Here is an 18,262-nt window from a genome sequence, read left to right as displayed (position 1 = left end):
CCCTGGCCATTGCAGAAACACTACGGCACAAGAGTCATAGACTTTAATTGTAGTGCATTAGTACCGTCAGTGGGCGAGACCGTGCCTGGTACGTTCACAACATGCAACGGAAGCCTAGCATGTATATCCATTATTTTACTAGACGGTTGCGCCATTGGCAAAAGAGCGACGGAAATATGTGCTAGCCCGTTTGGGACATGGCTGCGCTGTAAGCCAAAAACCCTGCTCTCCAGCCGGATCACCTTATCTGGCTGCCACATATTCGTCTGGCACCAGAGCAGAGAAGGCACATCGGTACTAGCAAAGTATTCTCGCCCATCGCTTCCTTCCATAATGAACAAAACTTGTAACGCAGAAGTGATTGGGGCCGAGATGCGCCAGTAAGTGGCAACAGACATATAGCCGCCACTATGACTAAATGTATCCGGAGCACCAACACTGAAGCCAAGCAGATCTATATTCTTTCCTTCCGGCGCGCTAAAAGAGACCTGCATATGCGGATCGGGCACCTTATCGGGAGAAGTATAGATATTAGAGCAGAAATTCTCAGGCAAGTTGGGCAAGACCTGCATGGTATCAACTCCTGCTCCTGGCTGTACAGTAGAATACTGAGAGGTGCTGGGAGGATTTAAGCCTTGTTTCAGCAACAGATAGCCATCCTGGGCAGCCACAATACCATAATTCCCACTAAGCAGCACGCTCTTCACTTCATAAATATAATCAGGAGATCCGTAGAAAGGATAGACATCACCAGTCACATCAAGGAAAATGTAGTCGGCCTTGAAATTCTCAGTCTTGATACTTCCACTATGCTTGGCCAGGCCATCACCATAAGGGAAAAGGTAGACGCTAGTTCGGTGACTCAGGTGCGGCACAAGCTTTGATTGTGCCGAGACTGAAGCGTCAGCAGGAATCATGGCAATAAAATGTTCAGCCAATGCCGTATGGGGTGTGGCCTCCGGCCACTGGAATCCTTTAGAAAAAGGCATATTGCCATGAAATGTATAATCGGCTCGCACAGCACTAAAAAGGACCAGAATAGCTAACGCTGCCAACAGGAAGGTATGGACCCAGCGCGCGTTGCGCTGAATGAGCGGTAAAGTATGCTCTTCTACGTGTGAGACTTCGCTCTGGATTTTATGGGCTTGTCTTGAGTTTAACCAGGCAAAGAGCATCTGCACCAGCCACAAAATCAGAACTATAGCCTCGATGCAAGAGAAGATCAAGACTGGAACTATTTCAGCATTATACTGGAAGAGGCCTGAATACATCTGTTCATATGAGCTCAACATGTTAGCGGCCAGCGTCGGCAAAGCCAGAACAAGTATCCAGGGTGCGAACAGGACGAGGTAGATCGGAGGCCACCATTTCAGAAACTTAAGAGGTGGAATATAGCCCCCCGGCGAAAAAAGGATGTGCAAGTAAGCCTGTCGATCAGGTTGCCAGACATACTCATCCCAAAAAGCTTTGGGATGGCTAATAATATTAACAACCATCTGCACAGGTCCCTTGCCCAAGCCAACATCGCTATAACGTCCAACCAGCAAAGGATGGCCAGTAGGGCTAAAGTAGCGGGGAATCAAGAAATAGGCTATCAAGAACCAGATCAGTCCGAGGAAAACAAGACCAAGCCCGCTACGCCAGCGCCGCTGAAAGACCATGGACCATAAGCCAAACATTGTTACAACCAGTGGTATCTCTTCCTTACATGCCATGGCAAGAATAGCGAAAACAAACAGCCATACCGTCTTGCGAGTATACATGAAATAGAGCGCAAAGAGAAGAAGGGATGCCGTAAAAGTTACGGCATGGAAATCATAGACTGTCGCCTGCTGTTGCGCCGGATAGAGCAAATAGACAAGCGCAATAACCACACCGGCCCATTCGTTACGCAGCCGCAAACGAGCCAGCCAGAACGCGGGATAGGCCCCGGCCGCCACTACTAGAGTCTGCAAGACTATTAACGTCCCTGGGTCCGGCCAGATGAGATAGAGCAATGATATTGGAAATAGAATAGGTTCAAAATGAATAGCAAAACGTGTAATACCGTCCTGACTATAGCAGTTTGTATCATGCAGGATGTTGCATATTGTTTGATGCAACATATGCCCATGCGCAGTATTCCATATAGCCTGATCCATAATGCCTAGATCCTCAGCATTAGTGAGGTAGGCATTATGTCCACTAAGCAGATAAAAAATGAAGAAGCCACTGAATAAGAGCACGGCCAGACTGACAAGCCCCATAGCAAGCCAGAATGAGCGCGTATGAGCCATAGGCTCAGGGGCAGGATAGAGATAGAGCCGATTGCGTAGGATCGAAAAACGTTTACGCCAGGCTGCACTAATCATTTCCTATACCGCCTTCTATACCAACTTGCTCGGGAGTCTCAGTTATCGGTATATCAGTGCTACTATTTTCAACTGTGGAAGATGATAGTGATGAAGATGGTTGTTTTGCTTGCTCTTGCTGTACCTCGCGCATCTGCCTGCCACCACCCATATACGCAATGCCCACACAAACCAGCTCTGCAATGGTCGAGACAAAGCGCGAGAGTATAGCCAGAATCGTGGCTAAGCTTACCGGCACAATGGGTAAGGCCAGGGCGAATAAGCCAACAATTGCCCCTTCTCTGAAGCCTAAGCCGCCGGGAGTAATAAAGCTGACAAAGCCAACATCCCAAGCCATCGCATAAATACCGATACAAATAGGTAAAGCGAGCAACGGCACGCCAGGCCAGAGCGCCAGTAGCATCATATAGAAACCACAGCCAGCGACAAACCAGCTCGCCATCCAGGCCAGCGTGATGAGCAGAATATCGCTATAGCGCAGAGTCAGCAGCACTGGCTCGCGCTTCAATATCCGCAAGGCAAAGTTTAAGAGACCACCAAGCACACGCGGATGCAAAATAACTACAAGCGCAAATATGGTAATCACGCCAAGGCCCATCACGATTGGAGTTCCATGAAGCAGGTTGCTTACCGTACCTATATCGGGCCAGAATAGAAGACTCAGGGCAAATATCAGCACCCCGGCCGCCAGCTTCGTAATTAATTCCACTACCATGCTGGCAAAAGCGACTGGGCGAGGCACACCTCGCTTGCCAGCCCACAATACACGCGTGAGCACATGCCACACGTTTCCGGGAATATAGCGCACAAACTCCGAGGCCAGATAGATACGCAAACTTGTGCGCAAATCAAGCTGTGAACCTAGCCGCGCCAGTATTGCCCGCCAGATAAAGCCAAAGGATATTTCCTGAAGGAGAAAACCCAGAAAAGCTACAAGGAGCAGCCAGGGGTCCCACCGGAATGTATATGCTGTTAACTTATCCCAATCGCGTCTTACATAGTAGACAAACACGACCAGAACAAGCAGAGGCAAGCCGAACTGTAGGAGACGCTTGCCCACCTTTTTGAGGGTTGCCATCTGCATTAATCAAGTTCCTGCTTGATACTATACTCTTCGCCGCGCTGGAATGCATAGTGTCGAATCATCTCACTTTGCAGACCTGTCAAAATGAACTGTACACCAAAGATCATTAACAAGATACCTACAAAGAGCAGAGGCTGATCATGAATAGCCTGATTGAAGAAAATCTTACGCACAACCACAAAAGCATCGATCAGGATGCCAAACAGTAACGTCCAGAAACCAAGTGGCCCAAAGAGTCGTAGTGGGGTGCGCAAAAATGTCGTCAGAAAAAGTACATTCAGCAAATCGATCAAGCCACGAGCAAAACGCCGCGCGCCAAACTTCGAAGAGCCAAACTTGCGTGGATGATGCCGTACCTTAATTTCTGCGACGCGATAGCCGCGCCAGTGGGCCATCACTGGCACGAAACGGTGAAAATCGCCATATAACTTCAAATGCGGATCTTCAATTACTTCACGACGGTAGGCCTTAAAGCCATTATTGATATCATGGAGGCGAATGCCCGTCATCAGGTTGACTAGCCCATTAAAAATACGCGAGGGAAAGGTTTTAGAGATTGGATCAAGACGCGGGAATTTCCAACCTGTGACCAGATCATACCCTTCGTCAAGTTTAGCAAGAAAATTGGGGATCTCTTCAGGGTCATCCTGTAAATCGCCATCCATAGTAAAGACAACGTTCCCGCGACTATGCTCAAATCCAGCCACGAGAGCAGGAGTTTTGCCAAAATTCCTGCGGAAGCGCACAACACGCACAATGCCTGAATACTCACTGTGCAATTTTCGCAACTCTTCGAAGGTATTATCAGTACTCCCATCGTCTACAAATATCACTTCATAACTTTTTCCAAGTTGTTCAATTTGCGCTGATAGTTTTTCAAAGAGGATACGCACACTCTGCTGCTCATTCATTACAGGTACAACAAATGATAAAGCAATTTCCTGTGATGAAGATGTTGGGATGAGTGACGCCGATTCTGTAATTTTAACTGGCATTTCTGTCTGTTGCATACCTTCTTATTCTCCACGCACAACCTTGCTAAATAGAGTAATCGCCCATCGCTTCTGACTGGCGCATATTATAGCATACAGTACATTCAAACCCACAGAGCCTTGGTACCTTTACCCCTCTCAACTGTCTAATTTAGAACGGATAACGCGCTAAAATGGACACAGGCTTATACAGCAAAAGAAGATAAAGCCAGCCATTGTGGCAGTGAACGAACCGCACGACCGGCCCCACTGTCACAAGGCTTACGAACTTACAATTTGGTAAAGAGGTCTGGCCTATCGCTGGTCAATGAATCGACTCCGGCTGCGGCAAAGCGGCGTAGATCCTCTAGAACATCTACTGTCCAGAGACCCAGCTTATATCCCCTTGAGTGAACAGCCTCAAGCAAATCCTCAGTGAAGAGACGTTCGCTTAAATTAATCCAACTGCACCCGGTCCGCTTGACTCCCTTGAAGAGTGTATCCAGCGCATGTTCAGCCTGCGGGTCCCATACTTCCAGGTCAACCAGCGCGCCTGCCTGGATCGCCGGCTCCAATGATTTCACAAGCTCAAGCATGCCCCAATCAAAGGCAATAACCAGCACATCGTTAAGCATGCCCGCATCGCGCACCTCTTTGATCACGGTTTCAGCAATGTTGGGATAGCGGCCAACAACGCCATTATGTTTGCTGGGCTTGATCTCGATATAGGCCTGAACTCGTCCTCTCGCCAGGTCGAGCACTTCCCGCAGGGTTGGGATCTGCTGGCGCTCGGGCCAGCCACCCGGGAAGTGCGCAGCCGCATTGAGCGAGCGTAGATGGGAAAAATCGAAGTCGAGTATATTTCCCTGCCCATCTGTACATCTCTCCAGCACATTATCATGTATTACGAGGGTCTGACCATCACGCGTCATATGTACATCAAGCTCGATAGCATCAACCGGCAAGGTCAGGGCTGTTTGAAAAGCAGCCAGCGTATTTTCAGGAGCAAGCTCAGCTCCACCACGGTGGGCAACATACTGTGTTCTAGCGATCATCACAACTCTTAATCTTTCGCTAATACTAATTTCTTACGCATCCAGGCATACATGCCATAAAATAGTGTAAGCAGAGCAGTTCTTATTAAGTGCAATGGCGCCTACTGAACATAGCTTTGCTTCGTTGCCCATTATATCATTACCCATATTTCTGCTCACTTCTCTTATAAGCATAGGGCCGGTGCCAGCTTTGTTATACTAATAGCAACACCAGCAACGAGAAAGGAATTTGCTATGGCTTTGAGACCAGGGATGAAAGGTGAGGCCTCTACTCTTGTGACCCCAAACAATACGGCTGCAGCAGTGGGAGCCGGAGGCGTTGAGGTATTTGCCACACCAATGATGATTTCCTTAATGGAAAATGCTGCCTGGCACGCAGTCGCTGAAGAGTTGCCTGAAGGGGATGTTACGGTTGGTACACGTGTTGATGTAGAACACCTGGCTGCCACTCCTGTTGGCCAGCGCGTGCGCGCTACAGCAGAGCTTATAGAAATTGATAGGCGCCGCCTGGTGTTTAAGGTCGAGGCTTATGACGAGTACCGGAAAATCGGTCAGGGACAACACGAGCGCTTTATTGTCAACTTGCAGAGCTTTTTAGCGAAAACAATAGCACAATAGCAGGGCTATTTAGTTTTTAGAGAAGCAGGAGCATCCTGTCCGGGGGACAGGTATCAGAGGACAGCCAGTCCTCTGCCGGGGCATGGGGCGTGCCCCATTTTCCCTTCTTCTCGGGCGGGTGGGTGGGGCAAAACAGGAAAATTAAATAGCCCTGGCACAATAGAATGACACTTGTTCTACGACACCTTGTGTGATATAATACAGGCCATCAGGAGATAAAAATCCTGATAACTTCTTCATCTGGGGATGTCGGGTTTCGACAGGCGGACAGATTGAAGAATTGCAGGTCGAGGTGTCGGTATGCACTCTCGTTAAACAACCGACAAAACAATAGTTGCCAATAAACAAGCAACACCTCAACTCGCTCTCGCTGCCTAATAACCAGTGAAGCGTCGTTCGCCCGGCTTTTTCTCGTGGGGCCGGATGCGAGCGTCATACACACGAGGTGCGATAACGACCACCGCCTTCTAATCGTTGTCTAAGACCAGAGGGCCAGCGTTAAGGAATCCTGTCAGTGGGAGGCCTTAGCGAAATGCAAAAACGCTGACTAAACCTGTAGTACATTCTCCGATAAGTTCGGTTGGACAGGGAGTTCAACTCTCCCTCATCTCCACCACACAACCCGCTTGTGGATCGGCTTCACAAGCGGGTTTCTTTTTTCTCTCATCTATACTCTTAGCTAATTGACAGTTTATTGACAGCTCAGGCCTGACCAACGCGAGTCGCTACCGGCTCGCATAAAGCTATATCTCGTAAGAAGTGCCCTTTTAATTCATCTTCCTAGCTGTCTTGGAGTGGGGTACAAATATTGCTCAACTCGAAACGTGGCTCTCTCCATATAATACAGGCGAAGAATACTCTAAAAAAGATCGGTAGCGCAATACTGGTGCCGCTGCTTTTATGGCTTATATTCTTCCTCAAGGGTAAACAGTTTGCCTTAAAAGATAGGTTAAGAAAGGCTGATGCTCTCGTTGTCCTCACGGGGACCAGGGGCAATATAAAGTTTTTGGAAGGTAAAATACGTACAGCTGCCAATCTCTATAAAAAGGGCTGGGCTCCTATACTCATTGCAAGTGGCAAATTTAGCGCTAAATCTACAGATAAGGCAACACTTGTTCCTCTCGAAGAGCTGCAAGCAGCGTGTAAAAATAAACGAATTGAAGAAAATTATATTCCTATCGCGGCAAAAATATGCGATACAAGTCTGGGAGCTGCTTACATACGAGACCAGGCTATTAAAATGGACATCCCGCAAGATGTTATTCTTGTTGAAGATGAATCTCTGCATACCCGAGAGAATGCGGAATATACCCTTAATATCCTCAAAAAATATCATATGCAACGCATCATACTTATTACCTCGCCGTTTCACCAACTGAGAACTTATTTGACCTTCGCGAAAGTCTTTCAAGCTCATAACATCGAGATCATCAACTACCACGCCGACACCGAAGAATGGCATCCGGCCACCTGGTTCCTTTCAGCCAAGAACCGCAAGCTTGTAAAAAGTGAGAGGGAGCGAATCAAAAAATATAGAGCTAAGGGGGATCTTCTCTAATCCTGTCCAACTAGCGAGGATACATCTGCCTAAAAACCGATAGTAGATGCGATTTATGCGGCTTATGCAGACTTGCTTATCTTTGGCAATCCATGAACATACGCCAGGTTGGAAGAAATCATGGATATTCGCTGTTCTATCACGTAGAAACCCATACTTTCTGGTGTTTCCAGGTTATGGAAATAATGCATTAATGAAAGGATAAAGATACAATGCCATTTCAGCTTCCCGATAAGGCCACTCCCTTTGGAGAGCGGGTTGCCCAACGACTCCAGGAGGAGATAATTATCTGGCTGACAGTTGTAGATAGCAAAGGAACTCCACAACCAGCGCCTGTGTGGTTCTGGTGGGATGAGCAAGATCAGAGCATCCTGATTTATAGCAAGATCAATGCTAAACGTGAGGCGCATATACGCGCTAATCCACGGGTCTCACTCAACTTTAATGGAACTAAAGAGGGGAGAGATATCATCGTGCTTACTGGCAACGCTGAGTTCAGTAACGATCCACCAGCGCATCAGCATCAACCCTTCGTGGAAAAATATGCGGCATTGATCAAACGCTCCTTCGGCACGGCCGAAAACTTTGCGCAACTCTATCCGGTGACCTTGCGCATCCGTCCGTCGAGCATTCGCGGCTTTTAGGAAATCCTCAAAAGTAGCTAATTCTTCAAGCTTGCTGATAGGATGCTAGCGGACCAGTCACATCGAATATAGTAAGAATTGGAACTCTAGATATTCTAACTTTTAGAATATTCTAGAATTTTGCCTTATTTTTCATATTCAGAGCAGTTTTGGGGCAGCAAAGCATTTTGCTTGCTAAAACTATTTACTAGTCATTCGAAGAGCGGTATGGCATAACAAGAGCCGAATAACACTCTATCCTCTTTCTCATCAAAAGCATGCAATATTTACAGAAGATCCTAAAGCTTCCTCACAGGCCCGATATTAAAAATACTATTCCAGCGCATTGATTGTATAGGTCAAGATTCATACTTGTTTTTACTTTTCTCACATTTATGCAACTATTGCATTTTATTACACCGGGGACTAATAGCTCATCTGTACTTCAGTACTGGTTACTACTTAATAGGTTATAGACACTATTACCTAAAATTTTGTATCAGTTCGCCTTATAGAATATACTTTTTCTCCTGAGGTAACTACCAATTACTAAGGGGGAGAGCACATGAACGTTATCCATCAGTACACACGTAGGAAAGGCTGGCATCACACATCAACCAGCAAGAAGCATAGCCTACAGCATCTTTACCTGATTAACAGGAGATGCACACGCATTTTTAGCGTCACCTCTACTCAGACAAAGACTGTACTACCCAACATCCGCATGTACACGCTGCCTGATGTAAACCATCACAGCTCCGCCGGCCACAAGAAAGGCAGGATCATATAATGCATGGATTAGTTTTTGTCACCTGGGAAAGGTTCCTTGGAGAAAAGTTTGGCTCATCTCTGCTCGCATCTTATCGAAATGCGATAGGAGAAACGGCAGCCACAGCACCGCTAGCCAACCGAGTTTATGAAGATCAGATGTTATTAGCAGGAGTAGGAGTTGCATCGCAGCTCACACGCCAACCCGTTGATACACTCCTGCGCGGCTACGGGCACTATTTTATCAGCAACGCGATCACCGGCCATCTCTGCTCCTATCTGCTCAGTCAGATCCACACGGCCAAAGATCTCTTATTGACCATGCGCGCTGCCCATGCGCAGCTGCGGCGTACCCCGGACGCATTAAAGCCTCCGCTCTTTGGATACGAGATGGTTTCGAGCACCTCTGATGAATTGATACTCATTTATGATAGCTATCGCAGGCTTTGTCCACTCCTGATGGGAGCTATCGAAGGGGCCGCCGCTCGCTATGGCGAGCAGGCCCATGTTATCGAACGCACCTGTATGAGGCACGGAGCTGCAACCTGTCGCTTTGAGGTACGCTTCACCCCGCTTACCAATGGCAAAGGGAATGACCAGCTAGATACGCGACAGCAAGAGCGCCAACAGATGAAACGGGAATTAGGAGATCTCTTATTACAAATCCTGCCCGATAGAGATGGCGTTACGCTGGCAGATCTACAAAGAATATTGCAGCAGCGACGCGTTCCACAGCAGTATCTGCGGCCCTACCGCCTTTTAGAAGGCTTACAGCAGTTACAGTACGTAGGCCTGATAAGTAGCACGGTGAATCAGCCCTCAGATGATCTGATTCATCGCCGTTATTGGAAAGCTCCCACAGTTAATGATCATCCTTTAGCTGGAAGAAATATGCCGCAGGCTGAAAGGCTACCTCCAACTGAATATCCAAGGCAGACAGAACCCCATTATGTCATACGCCCGCTACTCAACTTAAGTCAGAACTCACCAGCAAGAGAGGGAAGGAACCAGGCTTATGCTACTGACTACAGGCCAGAGTGAAGCGCGTACACGTTGGAGAACACATGAGCAGGGAACAGACTTCGATAAGAAAAAACTCCCTTACCTTTCGGAAGAAGCCCAACGTTTTATCGCGCAACAAACAGTATGTGTCATTGGTGGACATAGCTCAGATCAACATCTGGGTACCTTGCTCGTACTGGGCCTGCCAGGTTTTGTTCAGACTGTAGATAAGCAAACCTGCTTTATAGCTCTCGATTATCGCCAGGCTGCCTTCTCTCTTATCGAGAGGATCTATCACACGCAGCGGAAAGGGCAAAATGCGCAAATCGCACTGTTCTTTATGTGCCATACTACCCGCACCCGCCTGTGTGTTCATGGAAAGGCTGATCTCATTTTCTCTTCGTCTACGTCACAACCTCTCCCAACGCCAAAAAGATTCTGGCTGCGGATACAGGTTACGCAGGCGTTTTTTCATTGTTCCAAATACATTCGTACAAAGATAGCAGGTCTCACAGCGGTCCAGTCAGCGCCCGCCTGGAATCTACCGTATCTGCTTGCCCATAATCATCTCTCAGAAGCGCTACGCACATTTCTTGATCAGTCTGTACTCTGTTACTTATGTACAACGGATAGACAGGGAAACTGCGGCATCAATCATCGAGGAGGCAAGGTAGGCTTCCTGGTATCGCTCCCTCCCGATAGCAATTATCCGAAGGGACGTATACTGCTACCAGACTACACGGGCAACGGTGCCTTCGAGGCGATCGGTAACATTCTGGAAACGGGGAAAGCCGCGATTACGGTACCCAGCTATAGCAGCCAATTAGCTGTCTGTTTCTCGGGTACAGCGACTGTACACGATCTGCAAGAACTTTCAGAAGATCTGCAGGAACGTTGCCTGGGCGCACAACGCGTGCTCGCCCTGGCTATCGAGCACATTGAAGGGCAAACCGGTGATTGGCGCATACCACTTGCCTATGAGTGTGCGCGCGCCTCCCTTCATCACAAAATACAGGCCAGCGGTCAGCGCCGATCAAACTAAGCATTTCAATCCATGCAGAAGATCTGCAGGCTGTCCGCGCGCTACTCAAAGCCAACGCGCGGACAGTCCTCTATACATCATCGGGGGCCCCTATGCTCCTTGCACAAGCACGCCGTCCTGATAGATTAAAGCGCGCTGGAACACATATTGTACTTGTGCTCCCACCTCAGCATCATTAGAAACAAACGTGCGCAGATTGCCCCAGGGTACATCCAGGATCAACTCCTGATAATGGCCACGCTGCATACGCTGTTTAACACGGGCCTCGACGCCTCCCTCCTGGACCAGGCGCACATCTTCAGGACGCACCGCAATATCTACCTCACCCTCTACCTGCGCAGATTGCCATGTACAGGGTACATCTATGTCGCCAATGACAACCCTACCTGCCCGCGTGGCTCCATGCAATAAATTCATAGAGCCAACAAAACCGGCCACATACGTTGTTCGCGGATAGCGGTAAAGCTTATCGGGCGGCTCATATTGCTCAAGATGGCCATCCAGCATCACGGCAACGCGATCCGAAATAGATAAGGCCTCGTCCTGATCGTGCGTGACAAAGATCGTAGTAATTCCTACACGTTGCTGAATCTCGCGAATCTCTTCCCGCACCTCAATGCGCAGCTTTGAATCCAGGTTGCTCAGAGGCTCATCCAGCAGAAGAAGTTTCGGCTCCAGCACAATTGCCCGCGCCAGGGCCACGCGCTGCTGCTGACCGCCTGAAAGTCTGGCAGGATAGGAGCGTGCATACTCTTCCAGGCGTACAAGTCCCAAAGCCTCCCGTACACGCTTCTCAATGACTTGCTTAGACAATTTGCGCAACTGTAGGCCAAAGGCGACATTATGAAATACATCCATATGGGGCCAGAGGGCATATTGCTGGAATACCATGGCCGTTGGACGGCGTTCTGGCGGGATACGGCTGATCGGCTTTTCGTCAAGCAGAATTTCTCCGCCATCGGGCGTCAAAAACCCGGCAATCATACGCAAAGTCGTCGTTTTACCACACCCAGAAGCTCCTAGCAAACACACAAGTTCTCCTGAAGCTACCTCTAGATTGAGCTTATTCACCACAAGCTTGCCGCCCAGGTGTTTTACGATTCCATCGAGTACAAGCTTTGCCATAAAGTTCTTGTTTCCTTTTCCTCAAGTTAGTGCAAACGAAATCCAGCCGCAAGCGAGCCGCCAATAATATAGCGTCGAACCAGGAGCAGCAGTATAAATGAGGGAAGACTCAGGACAATGGAAAAGACCGCCGCAGCCTGCTGGGGATAATTGCTTACTAATGTATACATCTGGACCGGCATCGTAATATAGTCGGGGGAGCCAACTAGAAATGTGCCCTGCGCCTCATCCAGGGAGGCCAGGAAGGCTAGTATCAAGGCCACAAGAATACCAGGCAAGGCCATCGGCAGAGTTACTTTCCAAAAGGTAGTCCACAGGCTCGCGCCAACGTCACGGGCAGCTTCCTCCAACTGCCTGGGAACGGAGGCAAAGGCGGCCGAGGGAATCCAGGTCATGATGACAATTGTACTCAACAATTGTACGAGTACGACGCCCCAGAAGGTATCCATCAAGTTAAAGGCATAGAGCAGCCCGGCCATGGTAATGTAGAGCCCCATTTTGGGAAAGGCATTTGTAGCAAAGAGCGAAACCAGAAACGTTCTGCGTCCGGGAAACTCGTAGCGCGCAAAGACGTAGGCAGCCGGCAAGCAGATTGCCGCTGAGACAAGGGTCACAATCGGTGCAACAATAAAGCTGAGGATAATTGAGTGGCCTATCTCTTCATTGAGAAGGATTTGTTGCCACCACGAGAATGTCCACGAATGCGGCAAAAGGGCTGGATAAAACCATTCTTTGGCAAAAGCCCAGAGAAATAAGGTGATCAAGGGTCCCAAAATGAAGAGCCCCAACGCAATCAGGAGGGCTGCTAAGCCAGCACCTTTTAGCAGGTGAGCAGGGCTAAGCGGAACTCTGCTGGGCGAGGGCAATTTGATGGCTTCCTGCGTTCCCACACTTTTCATATCTACGATGCTCATTGCAATGTACCTGCTTTCCGATCACTGACAACATTTGCCCGCACATACACAATGCCTAACGCAGCCGCCAGGATAAAGACGATTACCGCCATGGCAATGGCTTGCTGTGGGGCATTGTAGGCCTGAAAATAGCTAGCCATTGCTACACCAAGCAAAGATGGTGCTGTCGGGCCAATAATATACGGAACTGTGAAGCTTCCCAACACGCCAATACCTGTAAATGTTCCGGTAATGACCGTGGGAAGAATATTTAGCGGCAGGATGACACGCAGTAAAATCCTTGACATCGGAGCGCCTACGTCGCGCGCAGCCTCAATCAAGGCATCGGGAACTGCCTGCAGGCCTGAGACAATCATTAAAATCGCAAAGGGCAGATTTACCCACAGTTGCCCAATCACTACGCCAAAAAGCGTATAGCCAAAGCCCGGAAAATGCATTCCAAGCCTGGCAACTAATGCGCTCACGTAGCCATTAGCGTTCCAGAAGGTGACAATCGCATATGAGGCAATGACTACTGGTATGAATAGCGGTACCAGGTAAATTGAAGAGATAATATGGGGAAACCAGCCATGCGAGAAGCGAATATAGAGGGCCAGTCCCCAACTGACAACAAGAATCAAGGCGACTGAGGCTATTGTCACCCAGATCGTCGCCCAGAAGTTCTGGAGAAAGGAACGATCCCGCAAAAGATCCTGGTAGACTTTTAGTGTCAGGCCCTGTTCAGGCGTTACAAGATGCTGATCCAGTAGCGCTATGGCAGCATTGGGTCCACCAATAAAGCCTAAGGAATAGGCCAGGGCCATAAGCGCCGGAATGCCTACAAATATTGCCACTACAATAACTGGAAGCAAGGCTATCAGTAGTGGGATAAGGCGGCTTTTCTGCATAATACATCACACCTCTATTGTTATTGGTTGTTCTGCGTCTCTGGCAAGCTAGCCAGCTCATAACTGCTAAGCTAGCTAGCCTGCCGAGCAATGCCAGAATGCTAGCCACCGGCTACTTGTGCTTGCCACTGCTTATTTACATCAGCATTAAACTTAGCCGAATAACCTTGACTATAGGAGCGCGCGATGTCTGCGAACTTCTCCTGTACATCCTTTGGCACATACGACCACTGAACGCCAGGAAAGCCGTTCATCTCTTTAATAACAGTTGCCTGCACATCTGAGCCCAGAATCCAGTTCATCAACTTGAAAGCTTCTTTGGCGTGGGGAGCATTGCGCGGGACAGCGAGATAGGCAGGTCCGCCACTAAACGGAGGGTCCAGCTGGGTTAACTTTACGGCATCGGGCAGCAGGTGTTGTTCTTGATAGCTAATGGCCATGTCGGACCAGACCGGGGCCACCCAGATAGAACCATTCCCTAATAATTGCAAGACTGCGGCATTGCCGTTGGGATATAAGCCGTTGCGATAGATATCTTTGTTAAGAGTTCGCAGGTCATCAAAGCCCGGCTTCCACTGGCTCTCAAGCGAGGTATCATACCCTGTTATAAAGGTCTTCATATCGCTTGCGGAAATATGCGTATTGAGCATCTCACGTACAAATGCCTGGCCAGAGCCGCCGCTACTTGGCGAGTTATAGGTAAATTTCCCTGGATGGGCATGAATCCAGGCAACTAAATCCTTGAGGTTTTTGGGAGGATTAGAGACATATTGCGAATTGTAAGCAAGCACAACACAGGATGCACGATAAGGCACAGCCATATTGTTCACTTGCTGCAGCAACGCAGGATCTACCCGGTTCATCAAGGGCACTTGCTGAGGCGTTACTTCCTGTAACAGATTGGCTGTAGCTGCCTGCGTAATTATACCTGATTCGATCAGATCCATGCCTGGCTCTTTATGCGCCGCAACAGCTGCGCTCATGCGCGCCAGAGTCGTCTGGTCAATCGTGCCATGTTCGGCAAAGATGAGCTTTACCTTAATGTTCGGATTGGCTTTCTCAAAGCCAGGAATCAACGTGTTCTGCCATAGATGTTGGACATTGACGTCACCACTGGCATAGACGGTGAGAGTCGTCGCCTGGGTACTCCCGCCGTTATTAGTAGCACCACCACACCCGGCAAACGTCATTGCAGCTAAGATCGTTGCTACCATAGCAACTAAAATAGGCCTTATTTGAAAGGGTTTCATGGCGTGGCTTCTCCTTGCTTCTTTATTTACTAGCACAGCAATTAAATCCACTGTCAAAGCAACCGAATCCTCGTAAATATTACTGTGTCTTTGCTCTCCTCCTTCCTCTTTTGCTACAATGGGATTCGCGTTAAATACTGTAATAGCGAAGCCCGGCATAAACTTCTTTCATACGAAGAACTTACAGCCAGCTCCTTCAGTAAATACGCTCCTGTTTGTTTGGAAGAGTTACCGATTTCTCGCCAAAATTATAATGCTCTGCCGCGCTCACTTTTTCAGTTAATATGCTTAAAGCGAACCTGGTTTGCAGATAAAAGATGGCAAATACTCTAGTTCGATGCTGCTGGCGACGAAGGTAACCGATTACTTTACAGCAAGTATAGCTTGTGCAAGATTTGACTGTCAAGCTCACTCTATTTTAAGTCTTATTCTCTGCCCCTCCTGGTTACACTCTATTCACAATTTATACTATGCTTCTTAAGACTCAAAGGTCACGTTTATTTAGAGCTTTCCTACATTCATTTTTACTCTCTAAAGAGCAGGATAGAATGAAAAACCAGAATATTCTTGCTTGCTTACGAGCTGTTCTTTGCCTTGGTTCTGTCCAGGGCTTTCAGGAATCCTCATTTTAGGCGCTCAGGAAAGCCCTAAACACCCTACTTCGGTAGGATAGGCATTAAAAGGCTTATCTGTTATAATGTATATACCACTTGCAGAGAGGTCCTTAAAAGCAGGCTCCGGAACGGACTTCTTCTATGCCGATGGTCAATACCTCATTATCCGCATACACATTATCAACACATGTATGTTGCCAGATTAGGAGGACAAACAAGCATGAGCAGTAACCTCAGTTTCGAAAATACCGATAGCATTTTAACTGAGGAACGTATTTTCCCCCTTCCAAGGAGCAGGTAGAGCAGGCCAACCTCACGGCCTATATGCGCTCCAAAGGCTTTGAGGACTACGAGGCCTTCTATCAGTGGTCGCTCTCCCATCGCTTTGAGTTCTGGGAGGATATGGCCCGCGAACTCCACTGGTTCCAGCCCTGGCAGACAACCTTCCAGTGGAAGGACAAGCCCTTCTTCCAGTGGTTCGTGGGCGGCAAGTTCAATATCGTCTACAACTGTCTTGATCGCCACATGCAGACCCCCACCCGGCACAAGGTGGCCTTCTACTGGGAAGGCGACGGGGGAGAGAGCCGCACGCTGACCTACGAGGACCTCTATGTGCTCACCAATCGCCTGGCCAAAGCCCTGCAGAACCTTGGCGTCAAGAAGGGCGATCGCGTCGCTATTTACATGCCCGCCATCCCTGAGCAGGTGGCCGCCTTGCTGGCGGTGGCACGTCTAGGAGCTGTGCATACCGTGATCTTTGGCGGCTTTGCGGCGAACGCGTTGAGCGAGCGTATCATCGATGCCCAGGCCAAGGTCCTCATCACTGCCGATGGCAACTATCGGGCCGGCAAGCTCATCGAGCTCAAGAAGATTGCCGACGAGGCTATGAGCCAGAGTCCGACAATCGAGACAGCTGTAGTGGTCCGCCGCTTGGGGCAAGAGGTGCCCATGCAGGCAGGACGCGACCACTATCTCGATGAACTGCTCGCCACGATCCCCGAGGACACGGTAGTGCCCTGCGAACCGATGGAGAGCGAGGATCTGCTCTACATTCTCTACACCTCCGGCTCGACGGGCAAGCCCAAGGGCGTGGTGCATGTGCAGGCTGGCTACGCGGTGGGCGTCTATACCACCACCAAGTTCGTCTTTGATCTCAAACCCGACGATATCTACTGGTGTACCGCCGATATCGGCTGGGTCACCGGCCACAGCTATATCGTCTACGGTCCTCTTGCCAACGGAGCAACTGGGGTCCTTTTTGAAAGCACTCCTACCTATCCCGAGCCCGATCGATATTGGAGCGTGGTGGAGAAGTACAAGGTGAGCATTCTCTACACCTCCCCAACCGCCATTCGCGGCTTGATGCGCTTTGGGGAGCAGTGGCCAGCCAAGCATGATCTCTCCAGCCTGCGCTTGCTGGGCACGGTGGGCGAGCCAATCAATCCAGAAGCCTGGATGTGGTATCGCCACAACATCGGCCACGATAGCCTGCCCGTCATGGATACCTGGTGGCAGACCGAGACGGGCATGATCCTGATCAGTCCCACCATCCGCCAGCCCCTCAAGCCCGGCAGCGCCACCCGGCCCCTGCCCACCATTGAGGCCGATATTGTCGATAGCAACGGCAAGCCGGTACCGGTGGGCAAAGGGGGCTTCCTGATCGTGCGCCATCCCTGGCCAGCGCAGATGCGTACCATCTATGGCGATCCGGCGCGCTATCGCTCCTACTGGGAGACCATTCCCGACGTCTACTTTGCTGGCGATGCCGCGACAAGAGATGATCTGGGCTACATCCGGGTGCAGGGCCGTGTCGATGATGTGATCAAGGTCAGCGGCCATCGTCTGGGTTCCATGGAGATCGAGTCAAGCCTGGTCAGCCATCCAGCGGTGGCCGAGGCAGCCGCCATCGGCAAGCCCGATCCGGTCAAGGGTGAGCATGTCAAGGTCTTTGTGATCCTCAAGCAAGGCAACGAGGCCTCCGAGGCCATGATCGCTGAGCTCAAGAAGCACGTGCGAGCCAGCGTAGGCGCGCTGGCAGTTCCCGAGGAGCTGGAATTTGTCCCCAGCCTGCCCAAGACGCGCTCGGGCAAGATCATGCGCCGCGTCATCCGCGCCAAGGAGCTCGGCCAGCCTGTCGGTGATGTCAGCACGCTTGATGCTTAACAGCTTAATATATCCCACAAGTGGAGAGGCAGATTGTATAATCTACCTTTCCACAGCTCAGCATAGAACACCCACCCAAGTAAGAAAAGGCTAGGAAATAGCAAGGCTGCTACCTCGTCTTTAATCGATGCTTTCCCATTATCAGCTATTTCGCTCCTCGCGCCACATTGGGTAGGCCGGCTTAAAATTAAGCCGAGCGCGCCGGCCGGCTAAAGAGGGATTGTTCTGTCCTCAAAC

The 18,262-nt window shown here is 49.6% G+C and carries 14 protein-coding genes and 1 other RNA gene; 7 read left to right on the top strand and 8 right to left on the bottom strand.

What is annotated here, in order from left to right; translation table 11 throughout:
• Positions 1-20: 20 nt before the first annotated feature.
• The 4 genes from EPA93_RS42825 to EPA93_RS42810 form a co-directional block, all read right to left on the bottom strand.
• Entirely contained in the window at positions 21-2,351 is a 2,331-nt protein-coding gene (locus EPA93_RS42825) for a DUF2079 domain-containing protein (protein ID WP_129893422.1), read from the bottom strand.
• Positions 2,344-3,435 carry a lysylphosphatidylglycerol synthase transmembrane domain-containing protein gene (locus tag EPA93_RS42820; protein ID WP_129893421.1) on the bottom strand — a complete coding sequence of 364 codons (1,092 nt, stop codon included), beginning with the start codon at positions 3,433-3,435 and terminating at the stop codon, positions 2,344-2,346. Before EPA93_RS42820 ends, EPA93_RS42825 begins: the two co-directional genes overlap by 8 nt.
• A complete protein-coding gene (locus EPA93_RS42815) occupies positions 3,435-4,445 on the bottom strand; it encodes a glycosyltransferase family 2 protein (protein ID WP_129893420.1) in 1,011 nt (336 codons plus the stop codon). The genes EPA93_RS42820 and EPA93_RS42815 overlap by 1 nt, the downstream gene beginning before the upstream one ends.
• A 251-nt stretch (positions 4,446-4,696) precedes the next feature.
• A complete protein-coding gene (locus tag EPA93_RS42810; RefSeq protein WP_242527546.1) occupies positions 4,697-5,461 on the bottom strand; it encodes a glycerophosphodiester phosphodiesterase in 765 nt (254 codons plus the stop codon).
• A 234-nt stretch (positions 5,462-5,695) separates the two neighbouring features.
• On the opposite strand from EPA93_RS42810, the gene EPA93_RS42805 reads away from it, so the two are divergent.
• The 6 genes from EPA93_RS42805 (at position 5,696) to EPA93_RS42780 (ending at position 11,072) form a co-directional block, all read left to right on the top strand.
• Positions 5,696-6,079: a thioesterase family protein gene (locus EPA93_RS42805; protein ID WP_129893418.1), complete on the top strand. Its 384-nt coding sequence runs from the start codon at positions 5,696-5,698 to the stop codon at positions 6,077-6,079.
• A 242-nt stretch (positions 6,080-6,321) separates the two neighbouring features.
• Positions 6,322-6,695, top strand: a transfer-messenger RNA (tmRNA) gene (gene ssrA, locus EPA93_RS42800).
• A 192-nt stretch (positions 6,696-6,887) separates the two neighbouring features.
• Positions 6,888-7,637, top strand: a complete 750-nt coding sequence (locus tag EPA93_RS42795) for a YdcF family protein (protein ID WP_165423774.1) — start codon at positions 6,888-6,890, stop codon at positions 7,635-7,637.
• A gap of 212 nt (positions 7,638-7,849) precedes the next feature.
• The gene (locus EPA93_RS42790) at positions 7,850-8,281 is read left to right on the top strand and encodes a TIGR03667 family PPOX class F420-dependent oxidoreductase (protein ID WP_129893416.1); all 432 of its coding nucleotides are present in this window, start codon (positions 7,850-7,852) and stop codon (positions 8,279-8,281) included.
• Between the two features lie 768 nt (positions 8,282-9,049).
• Positions 9,050-10,069 (top strand): heme NO-binding domain-containing protein, encoded by a 1,020-nt coding sequence (locus tag EPA93_RS42785; protein WP_129893415.1) that lies wholly within the window; start codon positions 9,050-9,052, stop codon positions 10,067-10,069.
• The gene (locus EPA93_RS42780; RefSeq protein WP_129893414.1) at positions 10,044-11,072 is read left to right on the top strand and encodes a pyridoxamine 5'-phosphate oxidase family protein; all 1,029 of its coding nucleotides are present in this window, start codon (positions 10,044-10,046) and stop codon (positions 11,070-11,072) included. The genes EPA93_RS42785 and EPA93_RS42780 overlap by 26 nt, the downstream gene beginning before the upstream one ends.
• 90 nt (positions 11,073-11,162) lie before the next feature.
• Here EPA93_RS42780 and EPA93_RS42775 read toward each other — a convergent pair whose 3' ends face one another.
• The 4 genes from EPA93_RS42775 to EPA93_RS42760 all read right to left on the bottom strand — a co-directional run bounded on the left by EPA93_RS42775 (position 11,163) and on the right by EPA93_RS42760 (position 15,248).
• Entirely contained in the window at positions 11,163-12,197 is a 1,035-nt protein-coding gene (locus tag EPA93_RS42775; protein WP_129893413.1) for an ABC transporter ATP-binding protein, read from the bottom strand.
• 26 nt (positions 12,198-12,223) lie between these two features.
• The gene (locus tag EPA93_RS42770) at positions 12,224-13,111 is read right to left on the bottom strand and encodes an ABC transporter permease (RefSeq protein ID WP_207229349.1); all 888 of its coding nucleotides are present in this window, start codon (positions 13,109-13,111) and stop codon (positions 12,224-12,226) included.
• Positions 13,108-13,998 (bottom strand): ABC transporter permease, encoded by an 891-nt coding sequence (locus EPA93_RS42765; protein WP_129893412.1) that lies wholly within the window; start codon positions 13,996-13,998, stop codon positions 13,108-13,110. Before EPA93_RS42765 ends, EPA93_RS42770 begins: the two co-directional genes overlap by 4 nt.
• Before the next feature lie 101 nt (positions 13,999-14,099).
• Positions 14,100-15,248: an extracellular solute-binding protein gene (locus tag EPA93_RS42760; RefSeq protein ID WP_165423773.1), complete on the bottom strand. Its 1,149-nt coding sequence runs from the start codon at positions 15,246-15,248 to the stop codon at positions 14,100-14,102.
• Positions 15,249-16,186: 938 nt separating this feature from the next.
• On the opposite strand from EPA93_RS42760, the gene acs reads away from it, so the two are divergent.
• Positions 16,187-18,025: an acetate--CoA ligase gene (acs, locus tag EPA93_RS42755; RefSeq protein ID WP_207229348.1), complete on the top strand. Its 1,839-nt coding sequence runs from the start codon at positions 16,187-16,189 to the stop codon at positions 18,023-18,025.
• The last annotated feature ends 237 nt before the right edge of the window (positions 18,026-18,262 follow it).

The sequence above is a fragment of the Ktedonosporobacter rubrisoli genome, from assembly GCF_004208415.1.
Lineage (GTDB): Bacteria > Chloroflexota > Ktedonobacteria > Ktedonobacterales > Ktedonobacteraceae > Ktedonosporobacter > Ktedonosporobacter rubrisoli.
The sequence above is the reverse complement of the archived record's forward strand: the minus strand, read 5'-3'. Positions and strand labels throughout refer to the sequence as shown.

Bases quoted from the DNA above. Each gene is read 5' to 3' on its own strand.
- EPA93_RS42825 (WP_129893422.1), bottom strand. From the start codon at position 2,351: ATGATTAGTGCAGCCTGGCGTAAACGTTTTTCGATCCTACGCAATCGG.
- EPA93_RS42820 (WP_129893421.1), bottom strand. From the start codon at position 3,435: ATGCAGATGGCAACCCTCAAAAAGGTGGGCAAGCGTCTCCTACAGTTC.
- EPA93_RS42815 (WP_129893420.1), bottom strand. From the start codon at position 4,445: ATGCAACAGACAGAAATGCCAGTTAAAATTACAGAATCGGCGTCACTC.
- EPA93_RS42810 (WP_242527546.1), bottom strand. From the start codon at position 5,461: ATGATCGCTAGAACACAGTATGTTGCCCACCGTGGTGGAGCTGAGCTT.
- EPA93_RS42805 (WP_129893418.1), top strand. From the start codon at position 5,696: ATGGCTTTGAGACCAGGGATGAAAGGTGAGGCCTCTACTCTTGTGACC.
- EPA93_RS42790 (WP_129893416.1), top strand. From the start codon at position 7,850: ATGCCATTTCAGCTTCCCGATAAGGCCACTCCCTTTGGAGAGCGGGTT.
- EPA93_RS42785 (WP_129893415.1), top strand. From the start codon at position 9,050: ATGCATGGATTAGTTTTTGTCACCTGGGAAAGGTTCCTTGGAGAAAAG.
- EPA93_RS42780 (WP_129893414.1), top strand. From the start codon at position 10,044: ATGCTACTGACTACAGGCCAGAGTGAAGCGCGTACACGTTGGAGAACA.
- EPA93_RS42775 (WP_129893413.1), bottom strand. From the start codon at position 12,197: ATGGCAAAGCTTGTACTCGATGGAATCGTAAAACACCTGGGCGGCAAG.
- EPA93_RS42770 (WP_207229349.1), bottom strand. From the start codon at position 13,111: ATGAGCATCGTAGATATGAAAAGTGTGGGAACGCAGGAAGCCATCAAA.
- EPA93_RS42765 (WP_129893412.1), bottom strand. From the start codon at position 13,998: ATGCAGAAAAGCCGCCTTATCCCACTACTGATAGCCTTGCTTCCAGTT.
- EPA93_RS42760 (WP_165423773.1), bottom strand. From the start codon at position 15,248: ATGAAACCCTTTCAAATAAGGCCTATTTTAGTTGCTATGGTAGCAACG.
- acs (WP_207229348.1), top strand. From the start codon at position 16,187: ATGCGCTCCAAAGGCTTTGAGGACTACGAGGCCTTCTATCAGTGGTCG.